The sequence below is a fragment of the Clostridium sp. K04 genome (genome assembly GCF_019734375.1).
Classification (GTDB): Bacteria; Bacillota; Clostridia; order Clostridiales; family Clostridiaceae; genus Clostridium; species Clostridium saudiense.
Window position 1 is genome coordinate 36,623 of the sequence record NZ_JAASHD010000005.1, and the last position, 18,250, is coordinate 54,872.

Annotated in this window: 18 protein-coding genes; all 18 read left to right on the forward strand. The window is 28.3% G+C overall.

Annotation, left to right across the window (positions count from 1 at the left end; genetic code table 11):
* The first annotated feature begins 113 nt into the window (after positions 1-113).
* The gene (locus HCG70_RS03525; RefSeq protein WP_221697489.1) at positions 114-1,169 is read left to right on the forward strand and encodes a type IV pilus twitching motility protein PilT; all 1,056 of its coding nucleotides are present in this window, start codon (positions 114-116) and stop codon (positions 1,167-1,169) included.
* A 551-nt stretch (positions 1,170-1,720) separates the two neighbouring features.
* Complete coding sequence (gene ftsZ, locus HCG70_RS03530) at positions 1,721-2,842, forward strand: cell division protein FtsZ (protein WP_221697490.1); 1,122 nt, start codon at positions 1,721-1,723, stop codon at positions 2,840-2,842.
* Between the two features lie 255 nt (positions 2,843-3,097).
* Positions 3,098-3,898 carry a sigma-E processing peptidase SpoIIGA gene (locus HCG70_RS03535; protein WP_055276006.1) on the forward strand — a complete coding sequence of 267 codons (801 nt, stop codon included), beginning with the start codon at positions 3,098-3,100 and terminating at the stop codon, positions 3,896-3,898.
* A gap of 9 nt (positions 3,899-3,907) precedes the next feature.
* Positions 3,908-4,615 carry an RNA polymerase sporulation sigma factor SigE gene (gene sigE, locus HCG70_RS03540; RefSeq protein ID WP_042397015.1) on the forward strand — a complete coding sequence of 236 codons (708 nt, stop codon included), beginning with the start codon at positions 3,908-3,910 and terminating at the stop codon, positions 4,613-4,615.
* Positions 4,616-4,697: 82 nt separating this feature from the next.
* Positions 4,698-5,471, forward strand: coding sequence for an RNA polymerase sporulation sigma factor SigG (sigG, locus tag HCG70_RS03545; protein ID WP_042397011.1), 774 nt, complete (start codon positions 4,698-4,700; stop codon positions 5,469-5,471).
* A 191-nt stretch (positions 5,472-5,662) separates the two neighbouring features.
* Positions 5,663-5,944, forward strand: a complete 282-nt coding sequence (locus HCG70_RS03550; RefSeq protein ID WP_055276004.1) for a YlmC/YmxH family sporulation protein — start codon at positions 5,663-5,665, stop codon at positions 5,942-5,944.
* A gap of 60 nt (positions 5,945-6,004) precedes the next feature.
* Positions 6,005-6,463, forward strand: a complete 459-nt coding sequence (gene nrdR / locus HCG70_RS03555; RefSeq protein ID WP_042397164.1) for a transcriptional regulator NrdR — start codon at positions 6,005-6,007, stop codon at positions 6,461-6,463.
* A 233-nt stretch (positions 6,464-6,696) separates the two neighbouring features.
* Positions 6,697-7,437 (forward strand): peptidoglycan editing factor PgeF, encoded by a 741-nt coding sequence (gene pgeF, locus HCG70_RS03560; protein ID WP_042397004.1) that lies wholly within the window; start codon positions 6,697-6,699, stop codon positions 7,435-7,437.
* Between the two features lie 19 nt (positions 7,438-7,456).
* A complete protein-coding gene (locus tag HCG70_RS03565) occupies positions 7,457-8,155 on the forward strand; it encodes a winged helix-turn-helix domain-containing protein (RefSeq protein ID WP_042397002.1) in 699 nt (232 codons plus the stop codon).
* Between the two features lie 3 nt (positions 8,156-8,158).
* Positions 8,159-9,838 (forward strand): HAMP domain-containing sensor histidine kinase, encoded by a 1,680-nt coding sequence (locus HCG70_RS03570; protein WP_042396998.1) that lies wholly within the window; start codon positions 8,159-8,161, stop codon positions 9,836-9,838.
* A gap of 244 nt (positions 9,839-10,082) precedes the next feature.
* Complete coding sequence (locus tag HCG70_RS03575) at positions 10,083-10,931, forward strand: phosphate ABC transporter substrate-binding protein (RefSeq protein WP_042396995.1); 849 nt, start codon at positions 10,083-10,085, stop codon at positions 10,929-10,931.
* A gap of 90 nt (positions 10,932-11,021) precedes the next feature.
* Positions 11,022-11,915 (forward strand): phosphate ABC transporter permease subunit PstC, encoded by an 894-nt coding sequence (gene pstC / locus HCG70_RS03580; RefSeq protein ID WP_042396993.1) that lies wholly within the window; start codon positions 11,022-11,024, stop codon positions 11,913-11,915.
* Between the two features lie 2 nt (positions 11,916-11,917).
* On the forward strand, positions 11,918-12,742 hold the full coding sequence (gene pstA, locus HCG70_RS03585; protein ID WP_042396991.1) for a phosphate ABC transporter permease PstA: 825 nt from the start codon (positions 11,918-11,920) through the stop codon (positions 12,740-12,742).
* A gap of 96 nt (positions 12,743-12,838) precedes the next feature.
* Entirely contained in the window at positions 12,839-13,603 is a 765-nt protein-coding gene (gene pstB, locus HCG70_RS03590; RefSeq protein ID WP_042396990.1) for a phosphate ABC transporter ATP-binding protein PstB, read from the forward strand.
* A 96-nt stretch (positions 13,604-13,699) separates the two neighbouring features.
* Positions 13,700-14,356, forward strand: a complete 657-nt coding sequence (gene phoU, locus HCG70_RS03595) for a phosphate signaling complex protein PhoU (RefSeq protein ID WP_042396988.1) — start codon at positions 13,700-13,702, stop codon at positions 14,354-14,356.
* Positions 14,357-14,464: 108 nt separating this feature from the next.
* Complete coding sequence (locus tag HCG70_RS03600) at positions 14,465-15,802, forward strand: radical SAM protein (protein WP_042396986.1); 1,338 nt, start codon at positions 14,465-14,467, stop codon at positions 15,800-15,802.
* Positions 15,802-17,121, forward strand: a complete 1,320-nt coding sequence (gene der, locus HCG70_RS03605; RefSeq protein WP_042396983.1) for a ribosome biogenesis GTPase Der — start codon at positions 15,802-15,804, stop codon at positions 17,119-17,121. The genes HCG70_RS03600 and der overlap by 1 nt, the downstream gene beginning before the upstream one ends.
* 2 nt (positions 17,122-17,123) lie before the next feature.
* On the forward strand, positions 17,124-18,116 hold the full coding sequence (locus tag HCG70_RS03610) for an NAD(P)H-dependent glycerol-3-phosphate dehydrogenase (RefSeq protein ID WP_154820427.1): 993 nt from the start codon (positions 17,124-17,126) through the stop codon (positions 18,114-18,116).
* The last annotated feature ends 134 nt before the right edge of the window (positions 18,117-18,250 follow it).

Below are 18,250 nucleotides of genomic sequence, written 5' to 3' on the forward strand. Positions count from 1 at the left end.
AAAAAGGTAAAAAGTTTACAATATTAGTTGTAATTTTTGGATTATTTTACTAAACTATAAATAGAGATAAAAATATGATATACGATTAGAGATTAGATTAGGGAGAAAATAATATGTATGTATTACAAGAACTTTTAAGAAAAACGATAGAAATGAAGGCATCAGATTTACATTTAACTGTTGGGTTGCCACCAACTATAAGATACAATGGAAAACTTATCCACTTAGGAGATAAGAAATTATTACCAAATGATGTTGAAGAGTTTTCTAAAGAAATATTGCAAGAAAAATATGAGGAATATTTAAGTATTGGAGAGTTTGATACATCTTATTCTGCACAAGGAATCGGAAGATTTAGAGTAAATGTTTTTAAACAAAGAAATAGTGATGCTATAGCAATAAGAGTTATTGCACTAAAAATACCAACATTAGATGAATTAAAGCATCCAGCAGTTCTTAAAGATATTGTAACTAAAAAAAGAGGGCTTGTTTTAGTTACAGGACCTACAGGTAGTGGTAAAAGTACAACATTAGCAGCTATGATCAATGAAATAAATAATACAAGACAAGCACATATAATAACTTTAGAAGATCCTATAGAATACTTACACAAGCATAATAACTGCATCGTTAATCAAAGAGAAATTGGTAAGGATAGTAAGAGTTACGGAAATGCATTAAAAGCTATATTAAGAGAAGATCCAGATGTGATTTTAGTTGGAGAAATGAGAGATTTAGAAACTATATCAATTGCAATTACAGCTGCTGAAACTGGACATTTAGTATTTTCTACATTACACACAATTGGAGCAGCAAAAACTATAGATAGAATAATAGATGTATTCCCACCACATCAACAACAACAAGTTAAGATACAATTATCATCAGTATTACAAGCAGTTGTATCTCAACAACTATTACCTAATATTGAAGGCAATAGTCGTGTTGCAGCTTTAGAAGTAATGGTGAGTACTCCAGGAATACAAAACTTAATTAGAGAAGGTAAAACACATCAAATTGAATCAGCTGTTCAAACAGGTAATAAATATGGTATGAAAACTATGGATATGGCTATAGCTGAGTTATATAAAAAGGGTGTTATATCAATGGACACAGCAATGACATATGCAGTAGATAGAGAAACTTTAAAAAGATTAATGATTTTATAAAAATTTAAGGGCGTAAGAAATTACGTCCTTTTGTTATAAGTAAATTCAAACTTTAAGTTTAATAAATTAAATTTATTAAAATGAAGGGGATTTTAGAGTTTTCATAAATAAAATCCAATTATAATTTAGTGAATGAAAGTAGCTTATAAGAATAAATGTGAATATATATTTTCAATAAAAATAAAAAAATGTTAAAAGTTAGAGGAATTTTTAAAGTTTTGTTGAATATATTATATGATGAATTAAAATATAGTATTTTAAAATTAGCAATTATTATTATATAGAATAAAGATATAGAAGTAAATTATAGTACATTATAGGATAAAAGCAACATTTTTTGATCATTTTTTTTATGAAATCTAAAAAAATCATTACAATTTTCTTCAATAGTTAGCATTTTACTATTGTTAACATATATGTAATGATGTAAAATTAGAGTACGGAATAATTTATGTTTAATACTATAATTAAGCTAATTAAGAAGAACTAATAAAGTAATATTATGAAAGTATTTTAATTACTAATAGAGAGAGTTTTAAGGAGGAGTTATTTTGTTAGATTTCGAGTTAGATATGCAGGAATTAACTAATATAAAGGTAATTGGATGCGGTGGTGGCGGTGGTAACGCCGTTAATAGAATGATCATTGAGGGGTTAAGAAATGTTGAGTTTATAGTTGTTAATACTGATAAACAAGCATTATTGCTTTCACAAGCTAATACAAAGATTCAAATAGGTGAAAAACTTACAAAAGGTCTTGGAGCTGGAGCAAATCCTGAAATCGGGAAAAAAGCTGCAGAAGAAAGTAGAGAAGAAATAGCAGAAGCAATAAAAGGTGCTAACATGGTATTCATTACTGCTGGTATGGGCGGAGGAACTGGTACAGGTGCTGCTCCAGTAGTTGCAGAAATTGCAAAATCTATGAATATTTTAACTGTTGGTGTTGTTACTAAACCTTTCCCATTTGAAGGAAAGAGAAGAATGAGACATGCTGAAATGGGATTAGAAAATTTAAAGCAACATGTTGATACATTAGTTATAATACCAAATGAAAAACTTCTTGCTATGGCAGATAAGAAAACAACATTATTAGATTCATTTAAATTAGCAGATGGTGTGTTAAGACAAGGGGTACAAGCTATTTCTGACCTTATTACTATACCAGGGGTAGTTAATGCCGACTTTGCTGATATTGAAACAGTAATGAAGGATAAAGGGTTAGCACACATGGGTGTTGGCTATGGAAAAGGCGATAATAAAGCACAAGATGCTGTTAGACAAGCAATTTCATCTCCTTTATTAGAAACTTCAATAGATGGAGCTACTGGAGTTATAATAAACTTTACTGGTGGAGTTGACTTAGGAGCAATTGAAGTTTATGAAGCTGCAGAAATAGTAAGAGAAGCAGCTGATATAGATGCTAATATCATCTTTGGTGCAGTTATAGATGAAACTTTAAATGATGAAATAAGATTAACAGTTATTGCAACAGGATTTGAAGAAGATAATGGTAAAGTAAATACTTCAGCACCTGAAGCAAAAATTGAACCAAAGCCTGTAGCAGAAACTATTAAGAAAGAAGAAGAACCTATTAAGGCAACTCATAATGATCCATTATTAGATTTAGATAGAGAAAGCGTTAATATACCAAGCTTCTTAAGATCAAGAAAGTAAAATTTAATAATTATAATATAAAATAAATAGAAGTTGTAATAATTGCAATTTCTATTTATTTTTTTGTTTTTAATTAAGGGTATAATTATATTATAAAAGTGATTAAAAATGAAATAAAAGATTTAATATTATATATAAGAATAATTGGGAAAAATATGTAAAAAAACTGTGTTTAAAAAATAAATTTACCTCCGTTAAAATGACAAAAAAAATTTAGAGATAAGGCTATAATTTATATATTGAGGTGATAGAAATATGGAAGTATATATTGATATTTATATATTTGAAAATATAGTAATTAATTTATTCTTGCTATTACTTACTTTCAAATTATTAAGGTTTAGTTTTAATAAGAAGAATATATGCATTGCAGCGGTTTTAGGAGGCTTATACGGGTTAGTTATTTTTTGTAATGTAAATTTATTAAATTCCATAGCATTTAAATTATTGATACCTGCAATTATGATATATATTTCTTTAGAAAGTAAAAAATTTAAATATGTATTAAAATCGATATTGGTCTTTTTTATGTTAGCTTTTATGCTAGGAGGAATATGCTTTGGAGCTTTACAAATGCAAAACACATATATGATTGGACAGGCGTTTGTAGTTGAAAACAATTCAATAAAATATATAGTGTTATCTGTGGCGATTGTATTTATTTTTATAAATAGAATTGTTGATTTACTTAAAGATAGAGCCTTAGTTAAAAATTTCTTATATGATATATATATTACCGAAGGAACAAGAACAGTACTAGTAAAAGGATTTTTAGATACAGGAAATGAATTAAGAGAGCCGGTAACAAATTTACCATGTGTTATTGTTGAGAATAACTATTTTAATCAATTTGATATTCCAGATGATAAAAAATTTATTATTAAATATGATACTATAAACGAAGTTGGAGAAGTTAAAGGTTTTAAAGGGAATATAATGATAAAAAATGAAGATAGTAATAGCTGGACAAGGGTTGATGCAATAGTATGCGGATGTGAGAGAAAGTTGAGCAAAGAAGATGAGTTCCAAGCTTTGTTATCAAGGGGTATAGTATAAGGAGGATATATGGGAAAATTAATTTTATTATTAAATAAGTTTTTATCTAAATTTAATATTTTCAGAAAAAGAGTAGATTATATAGGTGGAAATGATGCACTTCCACCACCACTAAAAAAGGATGAAGAAGAACAGTTAGTTGGAAAATTAGCAAGTGGTGATGAGGAAGTAAGAAATACTCTTATAGAAAGAAACTTAAGATTAGTAGTTTATATTGCAAGAAAATTTGAAAATACAGGAGTTGGAGTAGAGGACTTAATTTCTGTTGGAACAATAGGTCTTATAAAGGCAGTTAATACATTTAATCCTGAAAAGAAAATCAAATTAGCAACCTATGCATCAAGATGTATTGAAAACGAAATTTTAATGTATTTAAGAAGAAATACAAAAGTTAAGGCAGAAGTATCATTTTATGAGCCTTTAAATATAGATTGGGATGGAAATGAATTATTGCTATCAGATATATTAGGTACTGAAAATGATACAGTATACAATTTAATTGAAGACGAAGTTGACAAGCAATTATTATTTTTAGCATTAAAAAATTTAAATGAAAGAGAAAAAGAAATTGTGAAGTTAAGATTTGGTCTTTCAGGCAATACGGAAAAGACTCAAAAAGAAGTGGCAGATATGCTTGGTATATCTCAATCTTATATTTCAAGATTAGAAAAGAAAATAATAAATAGATTAAAGAAAGAAATAAATAAAATGATTTAAGGTTGTCTTTAGTATAAAACAATCCTCTAACGGAAATAATTTTAAATGCAGTATGTTATTACTTCTGAAGGAGTGATTGACTTTGATTATCAACAAAGTTGAAATTTGTGGGGTAAATACTTCCAAATTACCAGTACTAAAGGAAAAGGAAAAAAGAGAACTCCTATTAAAGATGAGAAACGGAGATACACAAGCAAGAGAAACTTTTATTAAGGGTAATTTAAGATTAGTTCTAAGTGTTATTCAAAGATTTAATAATAGAGGAGAAAATGTAGATGATTTATTTCAAGTTGGCTGCATTGGATTAATGAAATCAATAGACAATTTTGATTTATCTCAAAATGTAAAATTTTCTACATATGCTGTACCGATGATAATAGGAGAAATAAGAAGGTATTTGAGAGATAATAATTCTATTAGGGTAAGTAGATCTTTAAGGGATGTAGCTTATAAAGCTTTATTAGTAAGAGATAAATTGATAAAGGATAATAATAAGGAGCCAACAGTGTCCCAAATAGCAAAAGAATTAAATATACCTAGAGAAGAGGTTGTTTTTGCTTTAGATGCAATTCAAGATCCAGTTTCATTATTTGAGCCAATATATCATGATGGAGGAGATGCCATTTATGTAATGGATCAAATTAGTGATTCTAAGAATAGCGATGATAGTTGGCTAGAGAATATTTCAATCAAAGAAGCTATGAAAAAATTAAATGACAGAGAAAAATTAATTTTAACATTAAGATTTTTTAATGGAAGAACACAAATGGAAGTTGCAGATGAGATTGGAATTTCACAAGCGCAAGTTTCAAGATTAGAAAAAACAGCATTAAAGCATATGAGGAAGTATGTATAGGACTCTTTGAGTCCTATTTTTTTTGCTAAAAAGATGATATAATCTAAGATTATGAGGGGTGGACAAGTATTGATATTTTAAATACTTCTTAAGGTATAAACAAAGTATAAATAATTTAATAAAATGAAAGGTCACATCATATATATAAATATGGTAAAAGAAAATACATATTTAAGGTGGAGGAGATAATTATGGAGAGTGACTTAATTTTATATTCTGTAAATGCTATAAGAAGTATGGAGGTAGTTGATATATCAACAGGAAGTAAGCTTGGTTATATTAGAGATTTTAAAGTAGATTTAGAAACTAATAAAATAGTATCAATATTTTTACCTTCTAACAGTAATAAAGGTTGGTTTTCTAAAGAGGATGATATAGAGATACCATGGGAAAAAATAGTTAAAGTGGGAGTTGACGTAATAATTGTAGATGCAACAGGTATAGAAATCAATCAAGATGAAAATAAAATATAGTATTAATTACAAAAAAAATGTATAATACAAATATAACTATAAGGGAAAGGCGTGATTTGTTTGAAGTGTCCTTTTTGTTTTTATGATGAAAGTAAAGTTGTAGATTCTAGATCAACTGATGATAACACAACAATAAGAAGAAGAAGGGAATGTAGTAGTTGTGGCAGAAGATACACAACTTATGAAAAAATTGAAGATATTCCGATTTTAGTTGTTAAAAGAGATTCTACAAGAGAAAACTTTAATAGAGAAAAAATAGTAAATGGACTTATTATTGCATGTCAAAAGAGACCTATATCTAGAAAGCAAATTGAAGAATTAGCAGAAGATATTGAAAAGAATATTTCTAATAATATGTTAACTGAAGTTGAATCAAGTGTAATTGGTGAAATGGTAATGGATAGGTTAAAAAATCTTGATGAGGTTTCATATGTAAGATTTGCATCTGTATATAGGGAATTTAAGGATATAACTACATTTATTGAAGAGATAAATGTATTAAGAACAAATAATAAATAAAATGGGCTACCTATGGGTAGTCTTTTTTATAGATATAATAAATCAATCAAGGCAAATTACCTTGTTATTTAAGATTAGATAAGGATTTAATATACAATAATGATTATATATTCAAAAATATAAATCATAGAATTTTATTTCAAAGTTAAAATCATGTTAAAAGTTATATAGATTAATTGGTAAATGGATATCTAAAATGTTAAAATACACATATAGAAATATAGAGGTGGATTATGAATTATTTAAATGTTAATGATTTTAAGGTTTTTAAAGATTTTTGGGTTTTAGAAGGTGAAAAGATTAATTTAGTATTTTCTAATGCAGAAATGAATAGAAGCTTTAACAGACATACTGAAGAGGGAATAAATAACCTTTTATCATTAAAGGAAGACTTTAATGTTAATGAAGTGCAGTATATTAGACAAATACATAGTGACAAGGTTTTTGTTTATAAAGGTAATGACGAAGAATTTATTGAAAATGAAGGCGATGGAATAATAACAAATGAAAAGTCTGTTATAGTTGGTGCATTTACAGCTGATTGTGTACCAGTACTATTAGTGGATGAAGTAAAGTGTGTAGTTGGGGCTGTTCATAGTGGTTGGAAGGGAACCTTTAATGACATAAGCAAGAAGGCTGTAGAAAAAATGATTAAAGAATATGGTTCAAATGTTGAAGATATAAGAGCATATATTGGACCACATATAAGACAATGCTGCTATGAAGTATCTGAAGAACTAAAAGAAAAATTTATTGAAAAATTTAATATGATTCCTGAAGAAAATCTTTTTAATGGAAGAAATTTAAGCATGGAGCTTTGTATAGAAAGTGATTTAAAAACTATTGGATTAAAAGATGAAAATATATATTCATTAAAACTTTGTACACATTGTGAAAAAGAAAGTAAATTATTTTCTTATAGAGCTAGTAATGGTACTTACGGAAGGTTATTTTCATTTATTTATATTAAATAAAATTTTGGGGTGATAGAAAATGGCAAATGAAAAAATATTAGTGGTAGATGATGAAGAACATATTTTAGAACTTATAAGCTTTAATTTAACTAATAATGGATATAAAGTAATTAAAGCTAATAATGGAATTGATGCAGTAAGGCTAGCAATTGAAGAAAAGCCAAAGTTAATTTTATTAGACTTAATGATTCCTGGTAAAGATGGATATGATGTTTGCAGGGAAGTTAGAAGTAATAGTGAAATAAGAAATATTCCAATAATAATGCTTACTGCTAAAAGTGAGGAACTTGATAAAATATTAGGATTAGAATTAGGTGCAGATGATTATATCACTAAACCATTTTCTGTAAGAGAATTGCTTGCAAGGGTAAAAGCTGTGTTAAGAAGATTTTCAGTGGTTGAACCAGAAAGTAGTGTTTTGGTATTTGGAAATCTAAAAGCTGATTTTGAAAAAAGAGAAATACATGTTAAAGATAAAAAACTTGATTTAACACTTAAAGAATTTGAACTTCTTGAAATTTTAATTAGGAATAAAGGAAAAATACTAACTAGAGATACCTTACTTGATAAGATATGGGGATATGAATACATAGGAGAAACGAGAACAGTAGATGTTCATATAAGATATTTAAGAAAAAAAGTTGAAGAGGATGATAAAAATCCTAAGCTAATCGAAACTATAAGAGGAGTGGGATATAGATTTAATCCCAATTGTTAAAACATGAAAAAAAGAATTATAACATCAGTAATTATTACTGTAATTTTTGCTTTAATAATTGTAACTAGCTCGTTTATAGCATTAGTTAATATTAGTACAATAAATGATGCAAAAGAAACTCTAGCACTATATAATTCGATTTTAGCAAAGGAAGAAACTTTTAGTGAGGTAGATTTATCTTTATATAAATTTAAAGGAAATTTAGTGCGTTTTACTGTTATAAATAAAGATGGTGATGTAACGTTTGATAATGAAGTTAGTGGTCTTGATAATCATAATAATAGGCAAGAAATTATAGATGCTTTTGAAAATGGGACTGGCAGTAGTGTGAGATATAGTGAGAGTTTAGGAACTAATCTTGTTTATTATGCAACTAAAATTGATGACAATACGGTACTAAGAAGTTCAGTGTCAATAAGTGCAATTAAGGTATTTACATCAGGAGCTTTAAAGTATTATATTGCAATAGTAATTGCTGTGTTTATATTATCTTTAATATTTGCAATAAAACTTGTAAGAATAATAGTATACCCTATTAAAGAACTTGAAAAAGTTACAACGAAAATAGCAAATGGAAATTTAAATAAAAGAGCAATTGTTTATAATTATGATGAAATTGGGTTTTTAGCACAAACTTTTAACAATATGGCAGATCAGCTTGAAATAAAAATAAAGGATTCTTTAGATAAACAAAATAAACTTGAAGCTATTTTAGAAAGTATGGAAAGTGGCGTAATTGCTATTGATAATAATGAAAAAATAATTTTGATAAATCCATATTCTAAAAAGTTATTTGCTCTAAAGGAAGATATTATAGGAAAAAATTTATCAGATTGTATTATAGATTATGATTTAATAAACTTTATTAGAGAAATGCCTGAAATAGGTGCAAGAGAAATTAAATTATTTCATCCAGTGGAAAGAGAGTTAAGGGTTAAAAAGGCGCCAATTATTAGTGGTTCAAAAAATACAATGGGAGTTGTAATTTCTGTACTTGATATTACTGATATTAAAAGATTAGAAAACATGAGAAGTGAATTTGTAGCAAATGTTTCACATGAATTAAAAACTCCATTAACTTCAATAAAGGGATTTTCAGAAACGTTAAGATATGTAGAGGATAATGAAACTAAAAATAAGTTTTTAGATATTATTGATAAGGAATCGGAAAGATTAACTAATTTAATAAATGATATTTTAGTGTTATCTAACATAGAAAATCTTCATAAAATGGATCATGAATGTTTTAAACCAGGAGAAGTGGTTGAAAATGTTTTAGAAATAGTAAAAAGTCAAGCCTTAAAGAAAAATATATCTATTGAGTATAAAGATGAATTTAATAATAAAATCATAGGTAGTAAAGATAAATTTCATCAGTTAGCACTTAACTTAATTGAAAATTCAATAAAATATTCTAATGATGGGGCAATTGTTAAAATTAATTTAACTTTAGAGGGTGAATATTTTATATTTAAGGTCAGTGATAATGGTATAGGAATTCCTAAAAATGATATTCCAAGAATATTTGAAAGATTTTATAGAGTGGATAAATCTAGGTCTACAAGGGGAACTGGGCTTGGATTAGCTATAGTTAAGCATATTGTAAAATTGTTTAATGGAGATATAAGTGTAGAATCAGAACTTGGAGTAGGAAGTACATTTACTGTTAAAATTAAAAAATAATTATTATAAAAAATAATAAAAATGCAAATAAAGATAATGTAGTGAAATATTTTTATATTTCCTGCTTATCTTTATTTTTTTTATTATTACAGAATAAGACAAAAATATACCAGTTTAACATTCTCTTAACATTTCTCTAACCCTATTTAACATTTTAGTAATATTAGTTTAACTTTAGAGGAATAATATTATTTGTGTAAGGTATATGAATAAAAAATTCATTTATGAAAGTGGAGGAATAAAAATGAGAAGTAAAAAATTGAAATTAATGGTAGGGGCATTATTAGTTACTATGGTTGGAGCTACATTTGTAGGATGTGGATCTAATGAATCAGCAGAAGGAGATAAAGCTGGTTCTGGAGCAGTAACTATTTCAATTTCAGGTTCAACTTCAGTAGGTCCATTAATGGAAAAAGTTCAAGAAATTTATGAAGAAGAAAATAGTAATGTTACATTAGAAATACAACAAAATGGTTCTGGAGCAGGAATTAAAGATGTTATTGGAGGAGTTTCAGAAATTGGAATGTCTTCAAGAGAATTAAAGGATGAAGAAAAAGGTTCAGTAGAGGGAACTACTATAGCATATGATGGAATTGCTTTATTAGTAAATCCAAATAATACTGTTAAAAACATATCTTTAGAAGATGTTAAAAAGATATATACTGGTGAAATAACAAATTGGAAAGACTTAGGTGGAGAAGATGCACCAATCGTAGTTGTTTCAAGAGAAGAAGGTTCAGGAACTAGAGATGCATTCCAAGAAATTGTTGGATATGAATCAGAAGAATTAACAAAAGATGCATCAATCTCAGATGGTAGCGGAGCTGTTAAAACTACAGTAGCTGGAAATAAAAATGCAATTGGATTTGCTTCTTTTGAATATATTGATGATACAGTTTCAGCTTTAAGTGTTAATGATGTTGAGCCAACAGCTGAAAATGTTAAAGCTGGAGATTATAAAATTTCTAGACCGTTCTTATTAGTAACTTCAAAAGATACTTTAACTGACGAAGGACAAAAATTAATTGACTTTGTATTAAGTTCAGAAGGTCAACAAATAGTAAAAGATAACAAATTAATAACTATAGAATAACAAAAATATATTGTAAAAATGCCTCTCATGAAGAGGTGTTTTTACAACATGAATCAATATTAGTGTGTTATTACCATTAGGAGGACTAAAATGGTAGAGGAAAATAAAAAAAATAAAAGTAAATACATCGTAGATAAAGTTACAAGAGCAATATTTTTAATATGTGCACTTATAGCGGTTGTAAGTTTAGTTTTAATAATAGGATTTGTATTTTATAAAGGATTAAGGCCATTTTTTGCAGAAGGTAAATCATTTATTCAATTTATTTTTGGTACTGAATGGTATCCAACATCAGAAAATCAAAAGTATGGTATATTACCAATGATAATTGCATCTATTTATGGTACGATAGGGGCTTTAATAATAGGAGTGCCAATAGGCTTGTTAACAGCAATATTTATTTCAGAAGTAGCACCAAAAGGTGTATCAAAAATTATTATTCCGGCAGTTGAACTTTTAGCTGGAATTCCATCTGTATTATACGGATTATTTGGTTTGGCAGTAATTGTTCCATGGATACAGAATACCTTTAATTTACCACAAGGACAAAGTTTATTAGCAGTAATTATAGTTTTAGCAGTTATGATGCTTCCAACAATAATTTCAGTTTCTACTACTGCAATAAAGGCTGTTCCAAAAAGTTATAAAGAAGGATCTCTTGCGCTTGGAGCTTCACATATAGAAACAACATTCAAAGTTGTTGTACCTGCAGCAAAGTCAGGTATACTTGCAGCAATAGTTTTAGGTTGCGGTAGAGCAATTGGGGAAACAATGGCTATTATATTAGTTGGAGGAAATTCAGTTCAAATACCTACATCTATTTTTGATAAGGTTAGACCTCTTACAAGTAATATAGCTTTAGAAATGGGATATGCAACTCAATCACACCAAGAGTTATTATTTGCTACAGGTGTTGTATTATTTGCATTCATATTAATATTAAATTTAGTTATTTCTAAACTTTCTAATAAGGAAGGTAAGTAAAAATGAGAAAATTTAAAGAAAATATCTTAAAGATATTATTATATTTATCAGCATTAATAACTGTTGGGATTTTAGTATTTATAATAGGATTTATATTTTTAAAAGGATATAAACTTATAAACTTTAATTATTTATTTGGTGAATATAAACCATCAGGTGGTGGTGGAATTAAACCATTTATAATTTCAACTTTATATACTATTGGATTATCATTAGTTATTGCTACACCAATAGGTGTATTAGCAGCAGTTTATTTACAAGAATATGCTAAGCAAGGAAGATTAGTTAGAATAATTAGATATTCAACTGAAGCTCTTGCAGGTATACCGTCAATCGTATATGGATTATTTGGTGCAGCATTTTTTGTAACAACATTAAAGTTTGGGTATTCGCTTATAGCAGGATCTTTAACTCTTGCAATAATAATTTTACCAGTAATTATTCGTACAACAGAAGAAGCTTTAAAGGTAGTTCCTCCATCATATAGGGAAGCATCACTTGGACTTGGAGCAACAAGATTTCAAACTTTATACAAAGTTATACTTCCAAGTGCAATCCCAGGTATTCTTTCAGGGGTAATACTATCAATGGGGCGTGTAATTGGAGAATCAGCAGCACTTTTCTTAACAGCAGGTACAGTTTATAAAATACCTACAAGTATAATGTCAAGTGGTAGAACTTTAACAGTTCATGCATTCCTTGAAACTAAGGAAAAAGGTGATATTGCATCAGCAGCTGCTGCTGGAATAGTTTTAATTGTAATGATTTTTATTTTAAATCTTTTAGCTAAGTTTGTTAGCAAGAAATTTAATAAAGCAAATTATTAATATTTAATTTTAAGTATAGTGAAGTAATGAATAGTTTTTAATTATGATATGAAACTATTTTAATGAAAGAAAATCATAAGATTTTGAGGTGTAAATATGTCAAATATAATTAAGCCTGAGATTCAGGTTAAAAATTTAGAACTGTTTTATGGTGATAATAAAGCATTAAAAAATATAAATTTAGATATAGAATCGAAAAAGGTTACAGCATTAATAGGTCCTTCAGGATGTGGTAAATCAACATTTTTAAGAACTTTAAATAGAATGAATGATTTAATTGAAGGTGTAAAGATTAACGGTCAAATATTAATTGATGGAAAAGATATATATAAGGAATATGATGAAATAGATTTAAGAAAAAAGGTTGGTATGGTATTCCAAAAGCCAAATCCATTTCCTATGTCTATTTATGATAATATAGCTTATGGTCCAAGAATCCATGGAATTAAAGATAAAAAGAAATTAGATGAAATAGTAGAAACAAGTTTAAGAGGTGCAGCTCTTTTTGATGAAGTTAAAGATAGATTAAAAAAATCTGCTTTAGGCCTTTCTGGTGGGCAACAACAAAGATTATGTATTGCTAGGACTATAGCGGTTTCACCAGAAATAATATTAATGGATGAGCCTACATCAGCATTAGATCCTATTTCAACTAATAAAATGGAAGAACTTATGGATCAATTAAAAAAACAATATACTGTAGTAATTGTTACTCATAATATGCAACAAGCAGGAAGAATTGCTGATAAAACTGCATTTTTCTTATCAGGTGAAGTAATTGAATATGGTAAGACAGAAGATATATTCTACAGACCAAAGGATAAGAGAACAGAGGATTATATCACAGGAAGATTCGGATAAAATTTAAATTGGATAAAGTTAAGTATTGCTAAGTATATATTAAAATTTAAATATAAATATGATTTCAATGCAATTAAGTGAGTAGGGAGTGAGATAATGACAAGAAATCTTTTAGATAAAAGAATGAAACTTCTAAAGTCTGAGCTTGCTGAAATGGGAAGTTTAGTAGAAAAGCAAATATATAATAGTATAGAAGCTTTTAAAAATAAAGATATGGTCCTTGCAAAGCAAGTAATGGATAATGATGATAAGGTTGATGAATTAAATAGAAAAATTGAAGAGCAATGCTTAAAGCTTATGGCTATGGAATCTCCTGTAGCAACTGATTTAAGAAAGATATTTACTACTTCAAAGATAGTTACAGATTTAGAAAGAATGGCTGATTATGCAGTTGATATTTGTAAAATAGCTCAAAGAGTAGAACTTGATGTACTAGGTGAAGAATGCGAACCAATTTGGCAAATGGTTGATATTTTAAGAAAAATGATTAAAAAATCAATAGAAGCATTTGTTGCAAATGATGTAGAAGCTGCTTATGAAATTTGCAAAATGGATGATGAAGTTGATATTTTATATCGTGGATTATTCAATGATATGCTAAAGAAGATGGCAAAAGATGAATCAATCATAAATAAAGGAGCACAAATGTTATTTGCATCTAAGTACCTAGAAAGAGTTGGAGACCATGTTACAAATATTTGTGAATGGATAATTTTTTCGTCAAAAGGTGATTATGTAGACTTAAATGAGTAATAATAAAGAATATGGGGGAACCTATATTCTTTTTTTGTTAGTTGACAAAAATAAAAATATTAGGTTAATATATCATAGAGATGGTAGGTAATTATAGGAGTGGACATTATGAAAAATGTAATAACAAGTGTAATGCCTGATAGTATTGCTGAAGAAGTCGGCATTGAGGAAAATGATATTTTATTATCAGTAAATGGAGAAAAGATAGTTGATATTATAGACTACAGGTTTTTAACGAACGATGAAGAAATAGTTTTAGAAATACAAAAACCAAATGGAGAGATCTGGGATTACGAAATAGAAAAAGACTATGGCGAAGAATTAGGTCTAGAATTTGGTGGCGGTATTATGGATAAGGCAAAAAGATGCAGTAATAAATGTATGTTTTGCTTTATAGATCAAAATCCTAAAGGTATGAGAGAAAGCTTATATTTTAAAGATGATGATTCGCGTCTTTCTTTCCTTCAAGGTAACTTTGTTACTTTAACTAATATGAAAGAGGAAGATATAGATAGAATTATTAAATATAGAATAAGCCCTATAAATATTTCAGTGCATACAACAAATCCAGAACTAAGAGTAAAAATGCTTGGGAATAGATTTGCAGGATCTGTTTATGATAGAATAAAAAGACTAGCAGAGGCTGGAATTGAAATGCATTGTCAAATAGTTCTTATACCAGAAGTAAATAATGGTGAAGAACTTAAGAGGACTATTACTGAATTATATGAACTATATCCTTCAGTTGCCAATGTTGCAGTAGTACCTATAGGAGTTACGAAGTATAGAGAAGGATTAGTTAAAGTAAAAACATTTAACGAAGAAACTTCAAGAAAAGAATTAGAAATGATTATGGAATTCCAAAAAAGATTTATGGAAGAAATAAATGATCCATTTGTAAGATTTTCTGATGAGTTTTATTTAGTTGCAGGCATAGATGTGCCTGAAGAAGATTTTTATAACGGATATGAGCAAATAGAAGATGGAATTGGAATGATTAGATGTTTCAGAGAAGCCATAAATTATACTGCTCAAGATTTAAATAAAAATATAAAAGGAACTTTTTCAGTACCAACAGGTAAACTTGCTTATGAAGAAGTAAAAAGTGGAATGAAAAAGTTAATGGACGTTAACCCTAATATTAAGATAGATACATATAAAATTATTAATAATTTCTTTGGTGAAACAATAACTGTTGCAGGACTTCTTACTGGAACTGATATTATTGGGCAATTAAAAGGAAAAATTAATAGTGAGTACTTAATCATGCCAAACAACATGTTTAGAAAAGGATATGAATTAGGCCCAGCTGAATATATCATGCTAGATGATACAAGAGTAGAAGATATAGAAAGAGAGTTAGGGGTTAAGGTTCTTGTATGTGATCATACAGGAGAAGATATAGTAAGCATAATAAACGATGCGTGTCAGGAGGAAATAAAATAATGGCAAAACCAATAGTTGCTATAGTTGGAAGACCTAATGTAGGTAAGTCTACATTATTCAATAAATTAGCAGGAAAAAGAATTTCAATAGTTCAAGATACACCAGGTGTAACAAGAGATAGAGTATATGCAGAGGCTGAATGGCTTAATCATACTTTCACAATGATTGATACTGGTGGTATAGAACCAGAAAACCAAGATATAATAGTTAAACAAATGAGAAGACAAGCAAATATTGCTATAGAAACTGCGGACGTAATAATGTTTGTAGTTGATGGTAAAGAAGGAATGACTGCTGCTGATAATGAAGTTGCAACAATGCTAAGAAAGTCTAAGAAGCCAGTAGTTTTAGTTGTTAATAAAATTGATAACTTAAAAGATGAAGAAAATGCTTGGGAATTCTACAATTTAGGTATTGGAGATCCAGTAGCTGTATCTGCAGGACAAGGAAAAGGACTTGGAGATATGCTTGATATGGTAGTTGAGCATTTTGATTCAATTGCTGCAAAAGAAGAAGAAGAAGATGACATAAAGATTGCTATGATAGGTAAACCTAATGTAGGAAAATCATCTTTAATAAACAGATTATTAGGAGAAGATAGATTAATAGTATCTGATATAGCAGGTACTACAAGAGATGCTATCGATAGTAAGATTGAATGTGAATTTGGTAAATTTACATTAATTGATACTGCTGGTCTTAGAAGAAAGAGCAAAGTTAAAGAAGAAATCGAAAGATATTCTGTAATTAGAACACTTGCCGCTGTTGAAAGAGCTGATGTATGTATTTTAATGATAGATGCTACAGAAGGTGTTACTGAGCAAGATGAAAAGATAGTAGGCTTTGCACATGAATTAAATAAGGCTATAATGGTTATAGTAAACAAATGGGATCTTATTGAAAAAGACGATAAGACTATGGATAACTATAAAAAAGACTTACAAAGCAAGCTTAAATTTATAAAATATGCTAAGTTCTTATTTATATCAGCATTAACTGGCCAAAGAGCACATAAAGTTTTAGAAGTTGCTAGAGAATGTTATGATAATTATGATAAGAGAGTTGGTACTGGTGTATTAAATGATGTTATAAGTAAAGCAATATTAATGAAAGAACCACCAGTAGTTGCATTAAAGAGATTAAAAATATACTATGCAACTCAAGTAGCTACAAAACCACCAAAGTTTGTATTCTTTGTTAATGATTCTAGCTGCAGACACTTCTCTTATGAAAGATACTTAGAAAATCAATTAAGAGATAATTTTGATTTCAGTGGTACTGGAATACAAATAGAATATAGGGAGAGAAAGGATAATTAATTATGAGTAAGGTGACTTTTTTAGGCGGAGGAAGTTTCGGAATTTCTTTAGCTATCTTATTAGCAAACAAAGGAAATATTGTATCAGTATATGATAGAGATAGTAGTGTTGTTGAGGATATCAATGTTAATAGACGAAATGATAAGTTCATTAAAGGATTAGATGTACCTAAAAATGTTACAGCTTATAATAATTTAGAGGAAGCAATACAAGATACAAATTATGTTGTATTAGCAGTTCCATCTCATGTAATTAGAAGTGCATCAAGAAGTATTAAAGGATTAATAAAAGAAGATGTACCGGTTATTTGTATTGCAAAAGGAATAGAAGAGGGAAGTAATAAAACATTAGTTGAGGTTATTGAAGAAGAACTTAATAATCCTGTAGTTGTTTTATCAGGACCAAGTCATGCTGAAGAAGTTGCTTTTGATATTCCAACAACAGTACTTACATCTTCTAAAAATATGAAGGTTGCTGAAGAAGTTCAAGATTTATTTATGACTAAAACATTTAGGGTATATACTAATGATGATTTAGTTGGTGTTGAAATTGGAGGAGCTGTAAAGAATATTATAGCATTAGCAGCTGGAGTTTGTGATGGATTAGGATATGGAGATAATACAAAGGCAGCTCTTATGACTAGAGGGATGGCTGAGATAGTTAGAATAGGAACTAAGCTTGGCGGAAGAGTAGAGACATTCTTAGGACTTACTGGAATGGGTGATTTAATTGTAACTTGTACTAGTATGCATTCTAGAAATAGAAGGGCAGGATATTTAATAGGAACAGGTAAGACAAGAGAAGAAGCTGTTGAAGAAGTTGGAATGATTGTTGAAGGTATTAAGGCATGTCATGCATTTTATGATTTAAAAGAAAAGTTAGATGTTGAAATGCCTATAACAGATGCTTTATATAAAGTTCTTTTTGAAGGTAAGGATGCTAAAGAAATGGTAAGTGAATTACTACAAAGAGATAAAAAAGCAGAAAATTATTAATTATTAAAGAAGCTACAAGTTAATTTGTAGCTTCTTTTTTTAGAGTAAAATTTATTTTTTATTTATTATGTAAAAATATCATATTTACTTTTCCAACTACATATTTTTAACTATATAGATAATGAAAAAGATAA

Excerpts from the sequence above, each read along its gene's own strand:
- phoU (WP_042396988.1), top strand. The coding sequence starts at position 13,700 with ATGACAAGAAATCTTTTAGATAAAAGAATGAAACTTCTAAAGTCTGAG.
- pstA (WP_042396991.1), top strand. The coding sequence starts at position 11,918 with ATGAGAAAATTTAAAGAAAATATCTTAAAGATATTATTATATTTATCA.
- HCG70_RS03610 (WP_154820427.1), top strand. The coding sequence starts at position 17,124 with ATGAGTAAGGTGACTTTTTTAGGCGGAGGAAGTTTCGGAATTTCTTTA.
- HCG70_RS03570 (WP_042396998.1), top strand. The coding sequence starts at position 8,159 with ATGAAAAAAAGAATTATAACATCAGTAATTATTACTGTAATTTTTGCT.
- der (WP_042396983.1), top strand. The coding sequence starts at position 15,802 with ATGGCAAAACCAATAGTTGCTATAGTTGGAAGACCTAATGTAGGTAAG.
- HCG70_RS03575 (WP_042396995.1), top strand. The coding sequence starts at position 10,083 with ATGAGAAGTAAAAAATTGAAATTAATGGTAGGGGCATTATTAGTTACT.
- pstC (WP_042396993.1), top strand. The coding sequence starts at position 11,022 with ATGGTAGAGGAAAATAAAAAAAATAAAAGTAAATACATCGTAGATAAA.
- HCG70_RS03600 (WP_042396986.1), top strand. The coding sequence starts at position 14,465 with ATGAAAAATGTAATAACAAGTGTAATGCCTGATAGTATTGCTGAAGAA.
- sigE (WP_042397015.1), top strand. The coding sequence starts at position 3,908 with ATGGGAAAATTAATTTTATTATTAAATAAGTTTTTATCTAAATTTAAT.
- HCG70_RS03565 (WP_042397002.1), top strand. The coding sequence starts at position 7,457 with ATGGCAAATGAAAAAATATTAGTGGTAGATGATGAAGAACATATTTTA.
- HCG70_RS03525 (WP_221697489.1), top strand. The coding sequence starts at position 114 with ATGTATGTATTACAAGAACTTTTAAGAAAAACGATAGAAATGAAGGCA.
- HCG70_RS03535 (WP_055276006.1), top strand. The coding sequence starts at position 3,098 with ATGGAAGTATATATTGATATTTATATATTTGAAAATATAGTAATTAAT.
- pgeF (WP_042397004.1), top strand. The coding sequence starts at position 6,697 with ATGAATTATTTAAATGTTAATGATTTTAAGGTTTTTAAAGATTTTTGG.
- pstB (WP_042396990.1), top strand. The coding sequence starts at position 12,839 with ATGTCAAATATAATTAAGCCTGAGATTCAGGTTAAAAATTTAGAACTG.
- HCG70_RS03550 (WP_055276004.1), top strand. The coding sequence starts at position 5,663 with ATGGAGAGTGACTTAATTTTATATTCTGTAAATGCTATAAGAAGTATG.